Source organism: Alcaligenes sp. GW821-FHT11D07 (assembly GCF_058808495.1).
The window spans coordinates 417,930-432,902 of sequence record NZ_JBXART010000001.1; the positions used below are offsets into that span (position 1 = coordinate 417,930).

Consider the following 14,973-nt stretch of genomic DNA (forward strand, 5'->3'; position numbering starts at 1 on the left):
CTGAACGCGGTATGCCGAGAAAGAGGGCTTATTCGCCTTTCTTGACGGTACCAGCCGTACGGGCAAAACGGGCGCGGAACTTTTCAACGCGGCCAGTTTCCACGATACGGGTTTGAGCGCCCGTGTAGAAAGGGTGCGACTCGGACGTCACGTCACACTTGAACAGTGGGTAGGTCTTACCGTCTTTTTCGGTGGTTTCGCGAGTCTGGACAGTGGAACGGGTGATAAAGGAGTTGCCCGTTTGCAGGTCCAAAAACACCACGTCACGGTATTCTGGGTGAATGCCTTCTTTCATGATGATTCCTGTTTTAACAAATAAGGACCGCCAGCAGGGCTCGTATTTACAAAAAACAAACTGCATTACGCAGTTTGCCAAGCCTTGTAAATACCGGCGCTAAAAAGCAAGAGGGCTGTTTTTTTAACCGGGTTTGGGGTTTTATATCCCGCCCGATTGAATAATGCCTAAAGACTTTTTGCCACGTATCCGATGAAGCCTGAAATTTTAGCATCGAGCGGCCGCTTTTAAAAGAAAACTCCATAAAAGAGGTGCGCAAGTGCAACAAGAGGGGGACCAGGAACAGATGAACAGGCTGCAAAGCGCGAAAAATAAGGCAGCAAACCGTATGTTTCGTACTGCGAGGCGCTGATAGAGCCCGCTGAGCCAGGCCGTACCCAAGTTCAGTGGGCTTGAAGCCAATAATAGATTGCACGTAATGCGATGTCGGCCCAAGCAGCACCAGTTGCTGTCGTTGAAACGGGTAGTGAATCAGCTCAGGGAACGCAGAATGGCCCGAACCGGGCTGGCATCTGCTTGGATCAAAGCCAAAGGCAGGGCAATCAGTTCATAGTCGCCGGGGTTGACCTGATCCAGCACCAAATTTTCGAGCACCCGCATATTATGTTGGCGCAAGATCTGGTGACTTTCCAGCGTTTTGCTACTGGCTGGATCGACGCTGGGCGTATCGATACCCACCAACTGTATGCCCTTATCAGCCAGTAACTGCAGGCTGGCCGGGGCGTAGGCCATGAAATGATCGCTCCAGACATGCTGCGCTGCCTTGGCGGTGGTGCTGACCAGAATACGCGGCGGGCATTGATCCAGATAGGGCAGCAGATCTGCTGGCTCAATCAAGGGGCCGCCATGGCGAGCATGAATGACACGACAGGGACCAAGAAAAGGCTCCAGAGACATCTGGCCCGCTGTTTGGCCTTGTGGGTCGTAATGCAAAGGAGCGTCGGCATGGGCACCCACATGGGGCGAGAAAGTCATCTCTGCCACATTGACCGGGCAGTGCTCGTCCAAGGTACAGGTCCAGCTTTGTCGGTAGGCGGTATCGCCCGGAAAGACAGGGGAGCGATCGCTGATTGGAGGGGAAATATCCCAGATAGTGCTCATGGTGGTATCAGGCTAAGAAAATCATGCAAACCAGTGTAGATGATTTGTGGCGTCTATCCGGGCTGCTGTTCCTTGTGTTTCAGGGGAAATAAAAAAGCCCCCAAGCGCTGGCCTTGGAGGCTTATTTGTTTGTGAATCAGTTAGCCGGTCTTGTTGCGTGTGCGAAAAGACAGAATCCAGATGCCCACGGCCAGTTCCAGTGCGGCAATGATCCACAGCCCCCCTTGGAAGGTGCCGGTGGCGTCTTTAAGCGCACCTAACATAAAGGGGGCACCAAAGCCGGCCAGATTGGCAACTGAGTTAATGAACGCAACGCCAATGGCGGCTGCCGAGCCTGCCAATACCGCATTGGGTAACTGCCAGTACACCGGAATGCAGCCCATCGTCCCGGATACGGCAATGATCAGGCTGATAAATGCCATCGGGGTGTTGTTGCCCAAGAACAAACCGACCCCGGCCAGGCCAATGGCGCCGATGATGACGGGAATTCCTGTATGCAGGCGCGCTTCACGGCGACGGTCCGCGCTAAAGCCCAGTACCAGTTGGAAAATAGCCCCGAAAACATAGATCAGGCCCACCAGCAGCCCGACCTGCAAGGGATCTGTCGGCCCCAGCGCGCGCACCAAAGTCGGTGCAAAGAAGGCCAGCGTGGAGTTGGCGGCCACAATGCCAAAGAAAATCAGGGTCAGTGTCCACAAGTCCTTATTACCCAGCGCCTTTTTGAAACTGTGTTCGCGTGGGCCTGCGGCCTTGGCATCCAGAACCAGTTCCTCTTGAATCAAATCCTTTTCCCGTTGACTGAGCCAACTGGCTTTGTCCGGACTGTCCACAATAAATATCACGGCCAATATGCCAGCAAAAATGGTGGGCAGGCCTTCGAGCAAAAACAGCCACTGCCAGCCCGACCAGTCATTGACGCCGTGCAGACGAGTCATGATCAGGCCCGCCAGAGGCGCGCCCACTACCGAGGCCACAGCCGAAGCGGAGATGAAAACCGCAAAAGCCTTGGCGCGTCGGTGCGCGGGGAACCAGAACGTCAGGAACAGCAGTACACCAGGTTGGAAACCTGCTTCAAATGCCCCCAGCAAAAAGCGCATGACATAAAAGTAGGCAGCCGTTTTGGTAAACATCATCAGCACGCAGATCAGGCCCCAACCAAAGGCAATGCGGGCCAGTGTCTTGCGTGCTCCTATACGCAGCAGCAACCAGTTGCTGGGGACTTCAAAAAAGAAGTAGCCCAGAAAGAAGATGCCTGCACCAATCCCATAAACCGTCTCGGAAAACCCCAGCTCGGGCTGCATTTGCAGTTTTGCAAAGCCGATATTGAGTCTGTCTATCCAGGCCAGCATCCACAGCAAAAAGATGAAGGGCAAAATGCGCCACATGACCTTTTTGTAGATTTGGTCCAGTTCTTTCTGGCTGGCAGGCGAGGCGCGAGCTCCGTCCTGGGGGCGACTACTGATCATGAGGCTTCTCCTTGGGGTGGGGCTGCCGCGTATTAGTTCGGAGGCAGGCGCTCGGCCATGAGCTGGCAGGCGGCGATGATGGGGTTAATGACCGGGACAGACAGCTTGGTTTGCAGTGCTTGGGCGCTTTGCGCCAAGGGGCCGCCACCGATGACGACCGCGCGGGCACCGTCTTGTTCAATGCAGGCAAGAACGCTGTCCTCCAGCTCCTGATTCTGGCGCTCGGGAGCCTGAGCCAGATCCAGCGGGGCGGTGGGGGTCAGGCGCAGCCCTGAAAACTGTTCGCTCCAGCCGTAGCGCTGTACCTGATCCAGAATGGATTGCTCCAGACCGGGGGTGGTGGTGGCGATGCCAAAGGGAGAACCTGCCCGCGCGGCCTGCAGCATGGCCGCCTGGCCTATGCCAATGACAGGCACCGCTATGTGTCCGGACAGGACTTCCAAACCCGGGTCGCCAAAGGCGCCAATGATGACGCCATCTGACTGGCGCGCCTGGGACAGCACGACAGGATGGTCTGCCATGGACGCGGCTTGTTCCAGTTCGTCCATTTCGGTCAACATGCCAGGCCCTTGGGGGGCAGTCAGCCCCTGGACGTGGATGTCGCTGCGTTCCAGCTGCTCGAAACAGGCTTGGGCGAGGGCGACCATCATCTCCGTCGTGGAGCGGGAGGTGTTGGGGTTAATCAGCAATACGGTGTGAGACATAAGTAGACGCAGTGGCCGAACGGAGTCGGCCGATCAAAGGTGAAATCAGGTATCCAGCGGGCGACCGAAGGTTTCCGGTGCCAGTTGCAGGACGGCCGCGAAGGTGAGGTACATGCCCGCCATCAGGGTGAACATGCCGGCCACACCATAAAGTTCCAGTATCCAGCCGCTCAAGGTGGGGACAAAGGCACCAGCCAGTGTGCCCAAGGCCAGGATGAAGGCTGTGCCAAAGGCGCGTACGCGAGTGGGGTAAAGCTCGGGGGCGAAAATCCAGATCGTGGTATTGAGCAGCAACACGCAGAACTGGAAGGCGGCGCCAAATAGCAAGACCAGATAGATGTTGGCGCTCAGGAAGCCGAAGGCTAGGCCGCTGGCGCAAGCCAGTAGGGCACCGATGGTGAATACGCGTTTGCGGGGAATGCGAGAGCCCAGGTACGAGGCTGTCACCGCCCCCAAAAGGCTGCCCGACTGCATCAAGATGGTGAAGGTATAGCTTTTGACCAGGGAATAGCCTTGCTCTACTAATAAAGTGGGCATCAGCGTAAGGACGGTCAATTGAGCGCCGTAGGTCATGCATACCGCGATGCCAGTGACCAGCGTGCGTTTAGCCAATGCACCTTGGAAGATCTCCCCCAAACGTACGCGTTCTGCTTTTTGCGCCTGTGGTCCGCTGTGCAAATAGGGGTAGGGATTGGCGACATTTCGTCCCAGCTTTCCGGAGGCCAAGATGTTCAGGACTTGATTGGCCTCTTCGATCCGTCCTTGGGATACCAAAAAGCGCGGTGTCTCGGGAATGTAGCGGCGATAGAACAAGACCATGAATGCGGGCATCACCAGCAGGCCAAACAACCAGCGCCAGCTTTCCGGGCCGGGGAACAGGGTAAAAACCAGCAAGCCGAAAGCAGGAGCCAGCATATTGCCCAGGCCCCCGCCCGCCACATTGATGGTGCCTACGGCTGTGCCGCGAAACCGGGAGGAGCAGAACTCGGCCAGCATGGTGACGGCAATGGAGATCTCGCCCCCCAGGCCAAATCCTACAATGACGCGGCCCAGCCCCAGCACCCAATAGCTAGGCGCCAAGGCGCAGATCAACGCTCCCAGGGTGAACAGGGCCAGGTTAATGGTCAACATGACGCGTCGGCCGTAGTGGTCGGCGATATACCCTGAGAGCAGTCGACCCAAGGCGGCAGCTGCGAAAGTCAGGGTGTTCAGAAAGCCAACGTCGCGGGGCGTCAGGTCCCAGTACTTCTGCAGCAAGGGGCCAACCAGGCCCACGGCATTTTGCTCCAGTACATCAAACAGCACGCCCAGCAGAATCAGCGCCAGCACTTTACGGTGCGAGTTCGTGACCCCTATGGTTTCTAGCGAGTTTTCCAGCTGATGCTGAACCGTATTGCCCGGAGAGGCCGAAGTGGTATCGGCCTGCCCAGGGTTTGTAGCTTGGGTTTGACTGGTGGTCGTCATGTTTTCTCCTCGTTCAGGGGCGTGTTGAGCACGCCCGCTTCCCAACACTATTTTTTCAGTCATTATTGATATGAAAAAATATTTTCAAAAGTAGGGTAAACGAGAAATATTTTGCAGAAACACCAGTCTGTTTCTACAGTTGATTGATATTTAAAGGGAATTTATAAAATAAAGGTCATATCGTTTCGGTTATGACCTTTATTTGATTATCTGAATGGCTTACAGCTCCAGAAAGCTGTCGTGGAAGGCTTCCACCATGCCCAGATGGCGGCGTCCGGCAGGGCCTGCGCTGTCCATGACCTGACTGAGTATCAGATGACACAGCCCGATGACCGCGACGTGGTTGTCCAGGACCCCAGGCGATTGAACATCGCAGCGCACGGTCCAGCGGCAGGCACTTTTTTCCGGGCTGAGCTGGTCGCTAATATGCAGCACATTCGAGCTCAAGACCGCCATTTGTTCAATAAGTTGGTTCATGCCACGCACTCGCCGACGCAGGGCAAAAACTACCACTACATCGTCTTTCTGTATGCCGGCCAGATGTTCCCCCATCGTTTCACCCGGGCCGGGAATCAGTTGTGCATCGGGCACGATTTGTAGTAATTGCCAGCGAAAGTAACTGGCCAGCGACTGACTGGAGCGAAAGCCCAGTATCCACACTTTGCGTGCAGCAAGAATGGCTTGGGCGATTTCTTGCAATAGCGATTCGGGAATGCGTCTATAGGTAGCCGCCAGATTGTTCTGACTTTGCTGCAGATGCGTGGCCAGGGAGCGCCCAGCCTCTGTCTCGGTGGCCGCTAACAGCAAGGGTGAGCCGGCATTTTTTTCGGAGCGTACTTGTTTGCGGGCCGCTTCGTAATTGCTATAGCCCAGTCGCCGTACAAAACGGGTGACCGTGGCATTGGATACATTGGCCAGTGAGGCCAGTTCGGACGCGGTGTAGCCCGCTAGATCCCCAGGGAAATCCAGGGCGAATTCCGCCAGGCGTCGCTCTGAGGGGGATAAATCGTGAAGAATCTCGCGTATGCGTCCAACAAAGGACTTCACGGCGGTATCAGGCATAGCGTTCCGTACTCGGCTTTAGGGTGTTCTGGATTTTACGGGCAAGCTCACTGAACTGTATCAAAGAATCGGGGTCTGACTGGACGGTGAGGGTGGCGTTCCGCCGACTTAGCTTTAAAGATCGCCGCGCTCGGCCATAGAGACCGTTTGGTTGGCGGTAACGATGATGTGATCCAGCAAACGGATATCAACCAGCGCCAGCGCTTGTCGCAGGTGCCGTGTCAGCCGTATATCGGATGCACTGGGATAGGCGGCCCCGGACGGATGATTGTGAGCCAGGATAATGGCGCAGCTATGGTGACGGATGGCAGCACGCAGTATTTCGCGCGGATAGACCGAGGCTTGATTGATGGTGCCCCGGCTGATTTCTTCGGCGCAGATCAGGCGTAGCTGATTATCCAGAAACAGGGCCAGGCAATGCTCGACCGGTAAGTGGCCGATATGCGCCAGACAGTATTCGCGGACTTTGTCGGCCTGGTTCAGGACGGGCTGGGCCATCAGGTTTTCCAGGGCGCAGCGCCGTTGCAGTTCCCGGATAACCAACAGTTCTGTGCATTTGGCCGGACCGATTCCGGCAACCTGGCGCAGGGCGGACGCATCGGCTGATAATAATCCTTTGAGTCCGTTAAAATGGTCCAGCAATATCTGGCCCAGTTCAACAGCATTGTGCCCGCGCGTGCCAGTGCGCAGGACGATACCCAGTAGTTCAGGGGTGGTCAGGCAGGCCGGGCCGTGCGCCAACATGCGCTCTCGGGGCCCTTGGCGGCGTAATGTGGATGTAGCCATAAGAAACGCTAAAATGCGGTAATTGAATGATTTTCTATAGTGAGCGATCGTGAGTAACACTGCTAGTTCCGAGCTTGGAATTGTCCGTCAGGATTCCTACCTGACCTTGCACTATCGTATAGAGCTGGCCAGTGGCCCGGCAGCAGGCTCTGTATTTGCGGATACCTATACGGGTCGCCCAGCCACACTGCAACTGGGTAATGGCCAATGGGCTCCCGGCATGGAAGCCCCTTTGCTGGGTCGCCAGGAAGGCGAGCGCTTCGTGGTTGATATTCCGGCTCAGGATGCCTACGGTGATCGCAACCCGGATTTGCTGCAGCGCATTACGCGTGAAATGCTGGCGTCCAACGCGGCCGAGGGTGTGCAGTTCGAGCCGGGCGATATGGTGGAGTTTGCCGCGCCCAATGGCAGCCGTTATTCCGGAGTGCTCAAGGAAATTGACGAGCAAACCGCCCTGTTTGATTTCAACCATCCCCTGGCCGGTGTGGCCTTGCGCCTGGATGTTCATATTTTGGGGATTCTTTAATGAGCCAAGTTACTCCTGTTCAGAACGCTGAGGTTGTTCTGGCCCAGCCACGGGGATTCTGTGCTGGGGTTGACCGCGCCATTGATATTGTCGAGCGCGCTCTGGAATTGCACGGCGCCCCTATTTATGTGCGCCACGAGATCGTTCACAACCGTTACGTGGTGGAAGACCTGCGTAATAAAGGGGCGATCTTTATTAAAGAGCTGGACGAAGCTCCAGCCGGTGCCATTGTTATCTTTTCGGCGCACGGGGTGTCGCGTCAGGTGCGTGACGATGCCGAGCAGCGTGGCTTGAAGGTGTTCGATGCCACCTGCCCGCTCGTTACCAAAGTGCATATTGAAGTTTCGCGTATGCGCGCCGAAGGCCGTGAAATCATCATGATTGGCCATGTGGGGCACCCGGAAGTAGAAGGGACCCTGGGACAGGCGGACGGTGGCATGTACTTGGTGGAAACTCCCGAGGATGTGGCCAAGCTGCAAGTGGTCGATCCTGACAAGCTGGCCTTTGTGACGCAAACCACCTTGTCGGTAGATGACGCTGCCGTCGTGGCTCAGGCCCTGCGCGAGCGTTTCCCCAATATTGTGGAACCCAAGAAAAGCGATATTTGCTACGCCACGCAAAATCGTCAGGATGCCGTGAAGATTATGGCTCCACAGTGCGATCTGGTGTTGGTCGTGGGTAGCACCAACAGTTCCAACTCCAACCGCTTGCGTGAAGTTGCCGAGCGCAAAGGCGCCGAGGCTTACTTGTTGGATAAACCGGAAATGATTGATCCGGCCTGGCTGGTGGGTAAAAAACGCGTCGGGGTGACAGCCGGTGCGTCAGCCCCGGAAGTTCTGGTTAATCAGGTAATCCAGCGTTTGCAGGAATTGGGTGTTGGGCGTGTACGAGCCTTGGACGGGGTGGAAGAAAATATTGCCTTCCCGCTGCCACGCGAATTGTCACGCAAGATTGAAACGCTGAATAAATAACAAAATCAATTTTTGCAGGGTGGGCAGGAGACAAAATGATTCTGTATAGCTACTTTCGCAGTTCAGCCGCATACCGTGTGCGCATTGGTTTGAATCTCAAAGGCCTGGATTATCAGATCAAGCCAGTGCATCTGCTCAAAGATGGGGGGCAGCAGCATCAGCCCGACTATGTACAGGTCAATCCAGTCCAGTTGCTGCCTGCGCTGGATGATGATGGTTTGATCATCACGCAATCCTTGGCCATTCTGGAATATCTGGACGAGCGTTATCCTGAATTACCCTTGCTGCCTAAAGCTTCGGCGGAACGGGCCTGGGCACGTTCTATGGCGCAGACCGTGGCCTGCGATATTCACCCTTTGAATAATCTGCGCATCTTGCAGTATTTGAAAAACGAATTGAATGCTGACGAGGATGCTCGCAATACCTGGTATCGCCATTGGGTCAGCGTAGGTCTTGAAGGGCTGGAAGCCTTAGTTCAGCGTCATGGCCAAAAAGCCCAGCCTTTTATTTTCGGTGACACCCCCGGTATTGCCGAAATTTGCCTTGTGCCACAGCTGTATAACGCTCGCCGTTTTGAGATTGATCTGACGGCGTTTCCGCGCTTGCTGGCTGTCGAGGAAAAATGCCTGGAATTGTCAGCCTTTCAAGAGGCGGCACCTGATCGTCAGCCTGACGCTGCTTAAGTCCGCCCGTGATGGCTGCTCTGTGAAGGGCAGGCCGGAGTTCACCCGCCTGACAGGCGGGTTTTTCGTGCCCCACGGTATACAGATATCGTTTTTCGGGACGTAAAGGAGTAGAGATGAAGATTGGTTTTTGTGGTCTGGGCCGGATGGGCCAACCCATGGTGCGGCGTTTGCTGGCAGCGGGGCATCAAGTCAGCATCTGGAATCGTTCCCAAGATAAAGCAGCCGCTTTGCTGAGTGAGGGGGCGACTTGGTGCGACACCCCGGCACAGATGGCTTTGCACTGTGAGGCTGTGTTCTTGTGTGTCTTTGATGCCCAGGCGGTTCAGGATGTGGTGCTGGGTGAGCAAGGTCTGGCCAGTGTCCAGGGCGCTTTGCGCATTGTCGTGGATCACTCCTCGATTCCTCCCCAGGCGACCCGCGAGATAGCAGCTCAATTGCACAGTCGTTGTGGAGCGCATTGGTTGGATGCCCCTGTGTCGGGCGGCGTGGGTGGCGCTGAGCAAGGCACACTGGCCATTATGGTTGGTGGTCAAGCGCAGCCGCTGGATCGGGTCCGTCCTGTCTTGGCGGCCTATGCGCAGCGCGTCACCCTAATGGGTGATGTGGGTGCTGGCCAAGTAACAAAGTTATGCAATCAAACGATTGTAGCCGCTACCCTGACCGCGATTGCCGAGGCTTTGAGCCTTGCCAATGATAACGGGGTCGATGCCTCCAAAATTAGCGAGGCCTTAGGAGGCGGCTGGGCCGACTCGGTCTTGCTGCAATTGTTCGTGCCGCGCATGACTGAGCGTGATACGCAGGTCAAAGCGTCGGTGGACACGATGTTGAAGGATTTGAATACGGTGGCCGAACTGGCTACGGGCAGCCACACCAGCATGCCTGTCGCCCACGCTGCCCAACAAACGTACCGCGCCGCCCACCGTTTAGGTTTGGGCGAGCAGGACGTCGCTCGCATCACCCTCGTGAATAGTTACAATTACGGGGAATAAACTACCATCTGTCAAACTTAGTTTCGGTATTATGTCGGCTATTTGAAGTTGGGACTGTAGGTCTACAAAAGGGAAGTCAATGAAGAAAAGTACAGGGCTGGTCACACTGGTCGTCGTGTTAGCGGCCGCATATGGCGGTTCGACCTGGTACACCGGCAAGAAAACAGAAGCGTTGGTGCAGGAAAAAGTGGCCCAGTTCAATACCTTGGCCGCCGAACAGCTCCAGCAAATGGGCATGAGCGAATCGGTCGTCATGAATGTGGTCGACTACCAGCGCAGCGTGTTCTCCTCTAACGCTCGCTACACGATCACCGTCAAACCTGGCAACGCAGACGAAAAACCACTTGAGCTGACCTTTGATGACAAGATCAGCCACGGTCCACTGCCTATGTCGGCATTGGCTCTGGGTAACTTCACACCCGTGGCCGCAATGTCGCACAGCACCTTGGTCAAGACCAAGGATTCTGAAGGCTGGTTCAAGCTGACCGGTGACAAAACACCGTTGTGGGCAGACAGCCTGGTCGGTTTTGACGGTGCGGTGGATTCCAACGTGCATTTTGAAGCCATCAAGCATCAAGGCGACGAAATCAAGGTCGAGTTCAGCGGCGGTCAACTGCGCACCAAAGCAGGCGGCAAATCCAAAGACATCATCATTACGGGCGACTTCCCCAAACTGTTTGTGGATGACATCAGCGATGATCCATTGACATTGGAAGCCACCAATTTTGTGATGGACTTAAAGCAAACCGGTGACATCAACGTAAATGGCACTCAGTTTGGCAAGATTAGTGTCGACAACGTGAAAATGAGCACGGCTGAAGCCGCTGGCATCCTGTTCAAACAGGTTGCAATCAACACGGAAAGCGTCACTAAAGACTCCTTGAGCGACAGCAAAGTTAGCTACCAACTGACCGATCTGGTCTTTGAAGACAAGGTCAAGTTGGGTTCGGCTGAACTGGTCATGAATTTTGACCGTGTTTACGCTCCTGCCATCTCCGCTGTGTCCTCCTTGTTGTCCAACGTGGATCTGGAAGGCGAAGGTCCTGACGAGGCAACTGCCGAGAAGATGCTGGGTCTGGTTCTGCAAGCCCTGGAGCACAAGCCTGTCTTGAGCGTTGCGCCTTTGCGCTGGTACACCGCCGGTGGCGAGTCCAAGGCCAATCTGCGTATTGACCTGCAAAAGCCCAATGCAACGGTTCAAGAGCTGAAAGAAAGCCCAGAGCTGTGGTTGGAAGCCATTCCTTCCGCTCAGCTGGATGTTCTGATTTCCAAAGCCATGTTGCGTGATCTGGCTAAAGAAATGGACAAGTCTGAAGGCGTGCCTCCAGAGCAAGGCAATGCAGCCATGCTGGATATGGTTCTGGAAGCAGCAGTTGCTCCTTACGCCGAGTCCAAGATGATCAAGAATGACGAAAACAGCATCTCTACCGAAATCAAGTACAACGGTACCGATCATGTTTTTGACATCAATGGCCAGCGCTTTACCTCCGAGCAATTGCTGGGTCTGGTTCTGATGGGCATGATGTAATTCGTCTGGACTCTGTCCAGCGTAAAGCCCACCGTTTATCGGTGGGCTTTTTTTATGAATGTGTGCCAAGCAGGCTAAGGCCTTGCATGCCGCCAGCCTTCGCAGGCCGATGCGTCTTGGTACAGGCTGTTTTTTACTGGCAGGACTTTACGGAGCCGGTTTTAGCAGGCACATTTCAGCCAGTTCATGGCATTTAATTTTCAAGGGAGTGAAGGACGATGGCCAGCTTGTCGGATCAACTATCCAGACTGGTATACAGCACAGATCAGGGGCGTATCTGCCCGGACTGCGGACAGCCGCAGCATCAGTGTCGTTGCGAAGAGGAGCGCCGCCAGGAAAAGCTCTCGCAAGTGCAAGGGCCAGTGCGGTTAAGTCTGGAGACCAAAGGGCGCAAGGGCAAGGGCGTAACGGTAGTCAGTGGGCTGGTGATGCCCGAAGAGCAGCTCAAAGCCTTGGTCAAGGAGCTGAAAAACGCCTGTGGAGCGGGCGGGACGCTAAAGGAAGGAACACTGGAGATTCAGGGCGATCACCGAGCCGTTGTGCAGGCACGCCTGGAACACAACGGCTTGAAGGTCAAACGGGTAGGAAGGCCCTGATTATTCGCTGCGCTTAGAAGCTGTAGCCCAGGCCAACACCACCAAATACACTGCTTTTCTTCTCGACCAGTGGGCTGTCTTTGGCTTCTTCACCCAAGGTGTTTACGCCCAGCAAACCTTGCAGCGACCAGCTTTGGCTCAGCTTGTGAGTGTATTGGCCGTACAGAGCGTAAGAGCGCAGGCCCGAGTCAGGGCGGTAGGTTTGCAGTTGGCCGCCGCTATTGACGACTTCATGCGATTTCACGCCAAAGTAGGTGCGCATGGCTTTTTCGTTGGACCACTTCAATTCGGTGCCGACCGAAAAGCTGCTGTCCTGGTTGTTCCAGAGGCGGTAGCTCAGATCCAGCACGGCAGTAGCGCCATAGCCGCTTTTCAGTGCCTGGTAGTAGCTGCCTTCAATTTTGGCATTGCCCAACTGGTAGGCCGTAAAGACACCCAGGTTACCGTGGCGGTCGATGTCATCGGTGCCATGCAAGCGGCTGCCATCACCTGCATCGCGCGAGCGCGACAGGGAGGCGTAAGTGCCAATGGTCCAGTCATCCGTTAATTGGGTTTGCAAACCAATGGCGGGCATGCCTGCCTTTGGGGCCAGAAAAAAGTGGCCATTGCGGTGCGAAATCAGTGGGTAGGCGCGACCGCTGTAGCTGTCGGAACCTTCGTACTTGGGAGCAAAGCCCATGCCCAAACCAATAGTCGTTTGCTGAGCGATTGCCTGACTGCTTCCTACAACGCAGAGAGCCAGTAAAAGGCAGGGACGCAGAGCAGAGCGGGATAGTTGGGGCATGACAGATTCCTTGTGATACGGGGGGTAAAGAATGTGCCCGCTTGCGGCGGGCCAAGCTATCGTAACAAGGTTTGCTCTTGGGCAGGCAGAATATTGACCGGCCTGTATGGTTCGTTGTACGGGCCCTACAGCTGATCAGGCTCGGATATAAATCCAGTGCTCGGCCTGCAGCTGGACCAAGGTCGTGATGGCTCCTTGATCCAGTGTTTTGAAGCGTTCAGGAGCGCTCAGTTCTTGGTTGCGCAAGGTATTGGGACATAGGTAGGTGTAAACGTCGCAATCGTGTTCAGCGCCTTGTACGCACGCTTTGACAGCCTGGGCGTTGGCAATGATACGGACCTGGGCCTCTGGGAGATCCTTGAGCAGATTGCGCGCATTGCTGCGGGCCCGCTCCAGGGCATCAGGGGTGGGGGCGTGCAAGAGGACGCGAGTGCTCATGAGTAATCTGCCTTTGCTGAGAAATTAACGAGGGCCAAAAACACGGGCGGCAATGTCGGGAGAAGCGCCGGTCTGCATTTGAATCTGACCCTGCTCATCCTGCCAGATCATGGCTGGTGTGGCACGCAAGTCCCAACCCATCATCAGGTCTTCGTTGCGGGTCAGGTCGGCGTCAATATTGCTTGGAACACTGTCCAGTGGTTTGATACCAGCATTGCGATCTTTCAACATGGCCAAAGAATGTTCGTTCAGGGCCTGGGTAGGATCTTTGGCAGCCAAAATCGCGGCGGACTTCAAGCTGCTGCTGGGGGCCAGAATGCCAACCATGATATGGCGCAGCTGCACTTTGCCCGACTCTACCCACGGGCGGGCCATTTGCCAGAACTGCATGCAGTACGGGCAGTTGGGATCGGTAAAGACGTAAACCACGCGTGCTGCCTTGTCGTCGCCGTCTTTGATCCAGCGGGATTGCTCCAGCTTGCCCAGCATGTCTTTGGCAATCATGGGTTGGACCAGTTCATCCAGACCGGCAGGGCGCACTTCCTCTCCCTTGGCATCGATCAGCGTACCCACCATCATGTGCTGGCCGTCGGGCAGGCTGTAAATGGCCAGGGCTCGGTTGCCGCTATAGGCTCCCCAGGCTTTCAGGCCGCCGGGGGCGTCAAACTCACCTACAACGGACAGCCCTTGCTCTTCCAGGGCTTTCAGGGCGGCGGGACGGTCAGCAGCGTTGGCAAGCGTGCTGGCACACAGCGCACCGGCCAGGGCAAGACGAATCGAAAAAGAAGAAAGCGACATGGTGGTTAATCCTGCGAAACAGTCAGTAAATGTATATATCCAAAAAATATATACTAAGATCCAAACATAATAAAAGAGTGGGACTAGGCGATGGCAGGATAGTTCCCCATCTCTGTCCGACGCCGTATCCAGTTTGGATGGACTAGCTGCGGATCTTCAGATTGGCCAATTCCAGCAAGCGATAGGTTTCGTGTACAGGCAAACCCATCACGCCGGTGTAGCTGCCACTCAGATGTTGGACGAAGGCGCCGCCCAGACCTTGGATACCGTAAGCACCGGCCTTACCCATCGGTTCTTTGCTGGCGCAGTACTCCTGAATTTCCTGCTCGCTCAGAGTTTTGAAACGGACTTCAGTAATGCTGATGCTTTCAAACTCCACACCCCCGACACCCAGGGACAGGGCCGTCATGACTTTATGATTTTGTCCCGACAGTTCACGCAAGATACGGGCCGCATCATCCTGGTCAGCAGGTTTGCCAAAAATCGTTTCGCCCATGCTGACCGTGGTGTCGGCGCTCAAAATAGCGCGCTCCTGATCCAGGTGGCTGTTCTCGCTACGCCATTGCAGGGCTCGCAGCAGTTTGTCGCGGGCGGTACGGCGTACATAGTCCATCACCGCTTCTTGTTCCAGACGGGGTTCGTCTTCGCCCGGAGGGCTGGGTACGTTCAGCACTTCATGAACGATCTGGATGCTGTTGAGCAGGTCGTGACGTCGAGGGCTGGCCGAGGCCAGGTAGATGGGATGAAAAGGCATAAGAGGCTACTGCGAATAAAGAAGG

The 14,973-nt window shown here is 55.5% G+C and carries 17 protein-coding genes; 6 read left to right on the forward strand and 11 right to left on the reverse strand.

Going from position 1 to position 14,973, the window contains the following annotated elements:
- Positions 1-28: 28 nt before the first annotated feature.
- The 7 genes from AC1RSM_RS01885 to radC form a co-directional block, all read right to left on the reverse strand.
- Positions 29-295, reverse strand: a complete 267-nt coding sequence (locus AC1RSM_RS01885; RefSeq protein WP_003802796.1) for a type B 50S ribosomal protein L31 — start codon at positions 293-295, stop codon at positions 29-31.
- Positions 296-766: 471 nt separating this feature from the next.
- Positions 767-1,396 (reverse strand): arylformamidase, encoded by a 630-nt coding sequence (kynB, locus tag AC1RSM_RS01890; protein ID WP_492928921.1) that lies wholly within the window; start codon positions 1,394-1,396, stop codon positions 767-769.
- Positions 1,397-1,536: 140 nt separating this feature from the next.
- Positions 1,537-2,862 carry an MFS transporter gene (locus AC1RSM_RS01895; protein ID WP_492928923.1) on the reverse strand — a complete coding sequence of 442 codons (1,326 nt, stop codon included), beginning with the start codon at positions 2,860-2,862 and terminating at the stop codon, positions 1,537-1,539.
- A gap of 32 nt (positions 2,863-2,894) precedes the next feature.
- Positions 2,895-3,566 (reverse strand): aspartate/glutamate racemase family protein, encoded by a 672-nt coding sequence (locus AC1RSM_RS01900; RefSeq protein ID WP_492928925.1) that lies wholly within the window; start codon positions 3,564-3,566, stop codon positions 2,895-2,897.
- 45 nt (positions 3,567-3,611) lie between these two features.
- Positions 3,612-5,030 (reverse strand): MFS transporter, encoded by a 1,419-nt coding sequence (locus AC1RSM_RS01905; protein ID WP_492928927.1) that lies wholly within the window; start codon positions 5,028-5,030, stop codon positions 3,612-3,614.
- 219 nt (positions 5,031-5,249) lie between these two features.
- Complete coding sequence (locus tag AC1RSM_RS01910; protein WP_492928929.1) at positions 5,250-6,092, reverse strand: MurR/RpiR family transcriptional regulator; 843 nt, start codon at positions 6,090-6,092, stop codon at positions 5,250-5,252.
- Positions 6,093-6,206: 114 nt separating this feature from the next.
- Positions 6,207-6,878 (reverse strand): RadC family protein, encoded by a 672-nt coding sequence (radC, locus tag AC1RSM_RS01915; RefSeq protein WP_492928932.1) that lies wholly within the window; start codon positions 6,876-6,878, stop codon positions 6,207-6,209.
- A gap of 49 nt (positions 6,879-6,927) precedes the next feature.
- Between radC and AC1RSM_RS01920 the strand changes: the two genes are divergently transcribed.
- The 6 genes from AC1RSM_RS01920 to AC1RSM_RS01945 all read left to right on the forward strand — a co-directional run bounded on the left by AC1RSM_RS01920 (position 6,928) and on the right by AC1RSM_RS01945 (position 12,174).
- A complete protein-coding gene (locus tag AC1RSM_RS01920; protein WP_492928934.1) occupies positions 6,928-7,404 on the forward strand; it encodes an FKBP-type peptidyl-prolyl cis-trans isomerase in 477 nt (158 codons plus the stop codon).
- Positions 7,404-8,375: a 4-hydroxy-3-methylbut-2-enyl diphosphate reductase gene (gene ispH, locus AC1RSM_RS01925; protein ID WP_492928936.1), complete on the forward strand. Its 972-nt coding sequence runs from the start codon at positions 7,404-7,406 to the stop codon at positions 8,373-8,375. The genes AC1RSM_RS01920 and ispH overlap by 1 nt, the downstream gene beginning before the upstream one ends.
- Before the next feature lie 35 nt (positions 8,376-8,410).
- Positions 8,411-9,058 (forward strand): maleylacetoacetate isomerase, encoded by a 648-nt coding sequence (maiA, locus tag AC1RSM_RS01930; RefSeq protein WP_492928937.1) that lies wholly within the window; start codon positions 8,411-8,413, stop codon positions 9,056-9,058.
- A 116-nt stretch (positions 9,059-9,174) separates the two neighbouring features.
- Positions 9,175-10,050 carry an NAD(P)-dependent oxidoreductase gene (locus AC1RSM_RS01935; protein ID WP_492928939.1) on the forward strand — a complete coding sequence of 292 codons (876 nt, stop codon included), beginning with the start codon at positions 9,175-9,177 and terminating at the stop codon, positions 10,048-10,050.
- Between the two features lie 79 nt (positions 10,051-10,129).
- Positions 10,130-11,578 carry a YdgA family protein gene (locus tag AC1RSM_RS01940; protein ID WP_492928940.1) on the forward strand — a complete coding sequence of 483 codons (1,449 nt, stop codon included), beginning with the start codon at positions 10,130-10,132 and terminating at the stop codon, positions 11,576-11,578.
- 218 nt (positions 11,579-11,796) lie between these two features.
- A complete protein-coding gene (locus tag AC1RSM_RS01945; protein ID WP_492928942.1) occupies positions 11,797-12,174 on the forward strand; it encodes an SUI1 family translation initiation factor in 378 nt (125 codons plus the stop codon).
- Between the two features lie 13 nt (positions 12,175-12,187).
- Here the strand turns inward: AC1RSM_RS01945 and AC1RSM_RS01950 are convergent, their stop codons facing one another.
- From AC1RSM_RS01950 to AC1RSM_RS01965, 4 genes are all read right to left on the reverse strand, one after another.
- Complete coding sequence (locus AC1RSM_RS01950; protein ID WP_492928944.1) at positions 12,188-12,958, reverse strand: MipA/OmpV family protein; 771 nt, start codon at positions 12,956-12,958, stop codon at positions 12,188-12,190.
- A 135-nt stretch (positions 12,959-13,093) separates the two neighbouring features.
- Positions 13,094-13,396, reverse strand: a complete 303-nt coding sequence (locus AC1RSM_RS01955; protein ID WP_492928945.1) for a DsrE family protein — start codon at positions 13,394-13,396, stop codon at positions 13,094-13,096.
- Positions 13,397-13,420: 24 nt separating this feature from the next.
- Complete coding sequence (gene dsbG / locus AC1RSM_RS01960) at positions 13,421-14,194, reverse strand: thiol:disulfide interchange protein DsbG (RefSeq protein WP_492928947.1); 774 nt, start codon at positions 14,192-14,194, stop codon at positions 13,421-13,423.
- A gap of 142 nt (positions 14,195-14,336) precedes the next feature.
- Positions 14,337-14,948, reverse strand: a complete 612-nt coding sequence (locus AC1RSM_RS01965) for a Maf family protein (RefSeq protein WP_492928949.1) — start codon at positions 14,946-14,948, stop codon at positions 14,337-14,339.
- Positions 14,949-14,973: the final 25 nt, after the last annotated feature.

Coding starts and splice junctions, on each gene's coding strand:
- AC1RSM_RS01885 (WP_003802796.1), bottom strand. CDS start 295: ATGAAAGAAGGCATTCACCCAGAATACCGTGACGTGGTGTTTTTGGAC.
- kynB (WP_492928921.1), bottom strand. CDS start 1,396: ATGAGCACTATCTGGGATATTTCCCCTCCAATCAGCGATCGCTCCCCT.
- AC1RSM_RS01895 (WP_492928923.1), bottom strand. CDS start 2,862: ATGATCAGTAGTCGCCCCCAGGACGGAGCTCGCGCCTCGCCTGCCAGC.
- AC1RSM_RS01900 (WP_492928925.1), bottom strand. CDS start 3,566: ATGTCTCACACCGTATTGCTGATTAACCCCAACACCTCCCGCTCCACG.
- AC1RSM_RS01905 (WP_492928927.1), bottom strand. CDS start 5,030: ATGACGACCACCAGTCAAACCCAAGCTACAAACCCTGGGCAGGCCGAT.
- AC1RSM_RS01910 (WP_492928929.1), bottom strand. CDS start 6,092: ATGCCTGATACCGCCGTGAAGTCCTTTGTTGGACGCATACGCGAGATT.
- radC (WP_492928932.1), bottom strand. CDS start 6,878: ATGGCTACATCCACATTACGCCGCCAAGGGCCCCGAGAGCGCATGTTG.
- ispH (WP_492928936.1), top strand. CDS start 7,404: ATGAGCCAAGTTACTCCTGTTCAGAACGCTGAGGTTGTTCTGGCCCAG.
- maiA (WP_492928937.1), top strand. CDS start 8,411: ATGATTCTGTATAGCTACTTTCGCAGTTCAGCCGCATACCGTGTGCGC.
- AC1RSM_RS01935 (WP_492928939.1), top strand. CDS start 9,175: ATGAAGATTGGTTTTTGTGGTCTGGGCCGGATGGGCCAACCCATGGTG.
- AC1RSM_RS01940 (WP_492928940.1), top strand. CDS start 10,130: ATGAAGAAAAGTACAGGGCTGGTCACACTGGTCGTCGTGTTAGCGGCC.
- AC1RSM_RS01945 (WP_492928942.1), top strand. CDS start 11,797: ATGGCCAGCTTGTCGGATCAACTATCCAGACTGGTATACAGCACAGAT.
- AC1RSM_RS01950 (WP_492928944.1), bottom strand. CDS start 12,958: ATGCCCCAACTATCCCGCTCTGCTCTGCGTCCCTGCCTTTTACTGGCT.
- AC1RSM_RS01955 (WP_492928945.1), bottom strand. CDS start 13,396: ATGAGCACTCGCGTCCTCTTGCACGCCCCCACCCCTGATGCCCTGGAG.
- dsbG (WP_492928947.1), bottom strand. CDS start 14,194: ATGTCGCTTTCTTCTTTTTCGATTCGTCTTGCCCTGGCCGGTGCGCTG.
- AC1RSM_RS01965 (WP_492928949.1), bottom strand. CDS start 14,948: ATGCCTTTTCATCCCATCTACCTGGCCTCGGCCAGCCCTCGACGTCAC.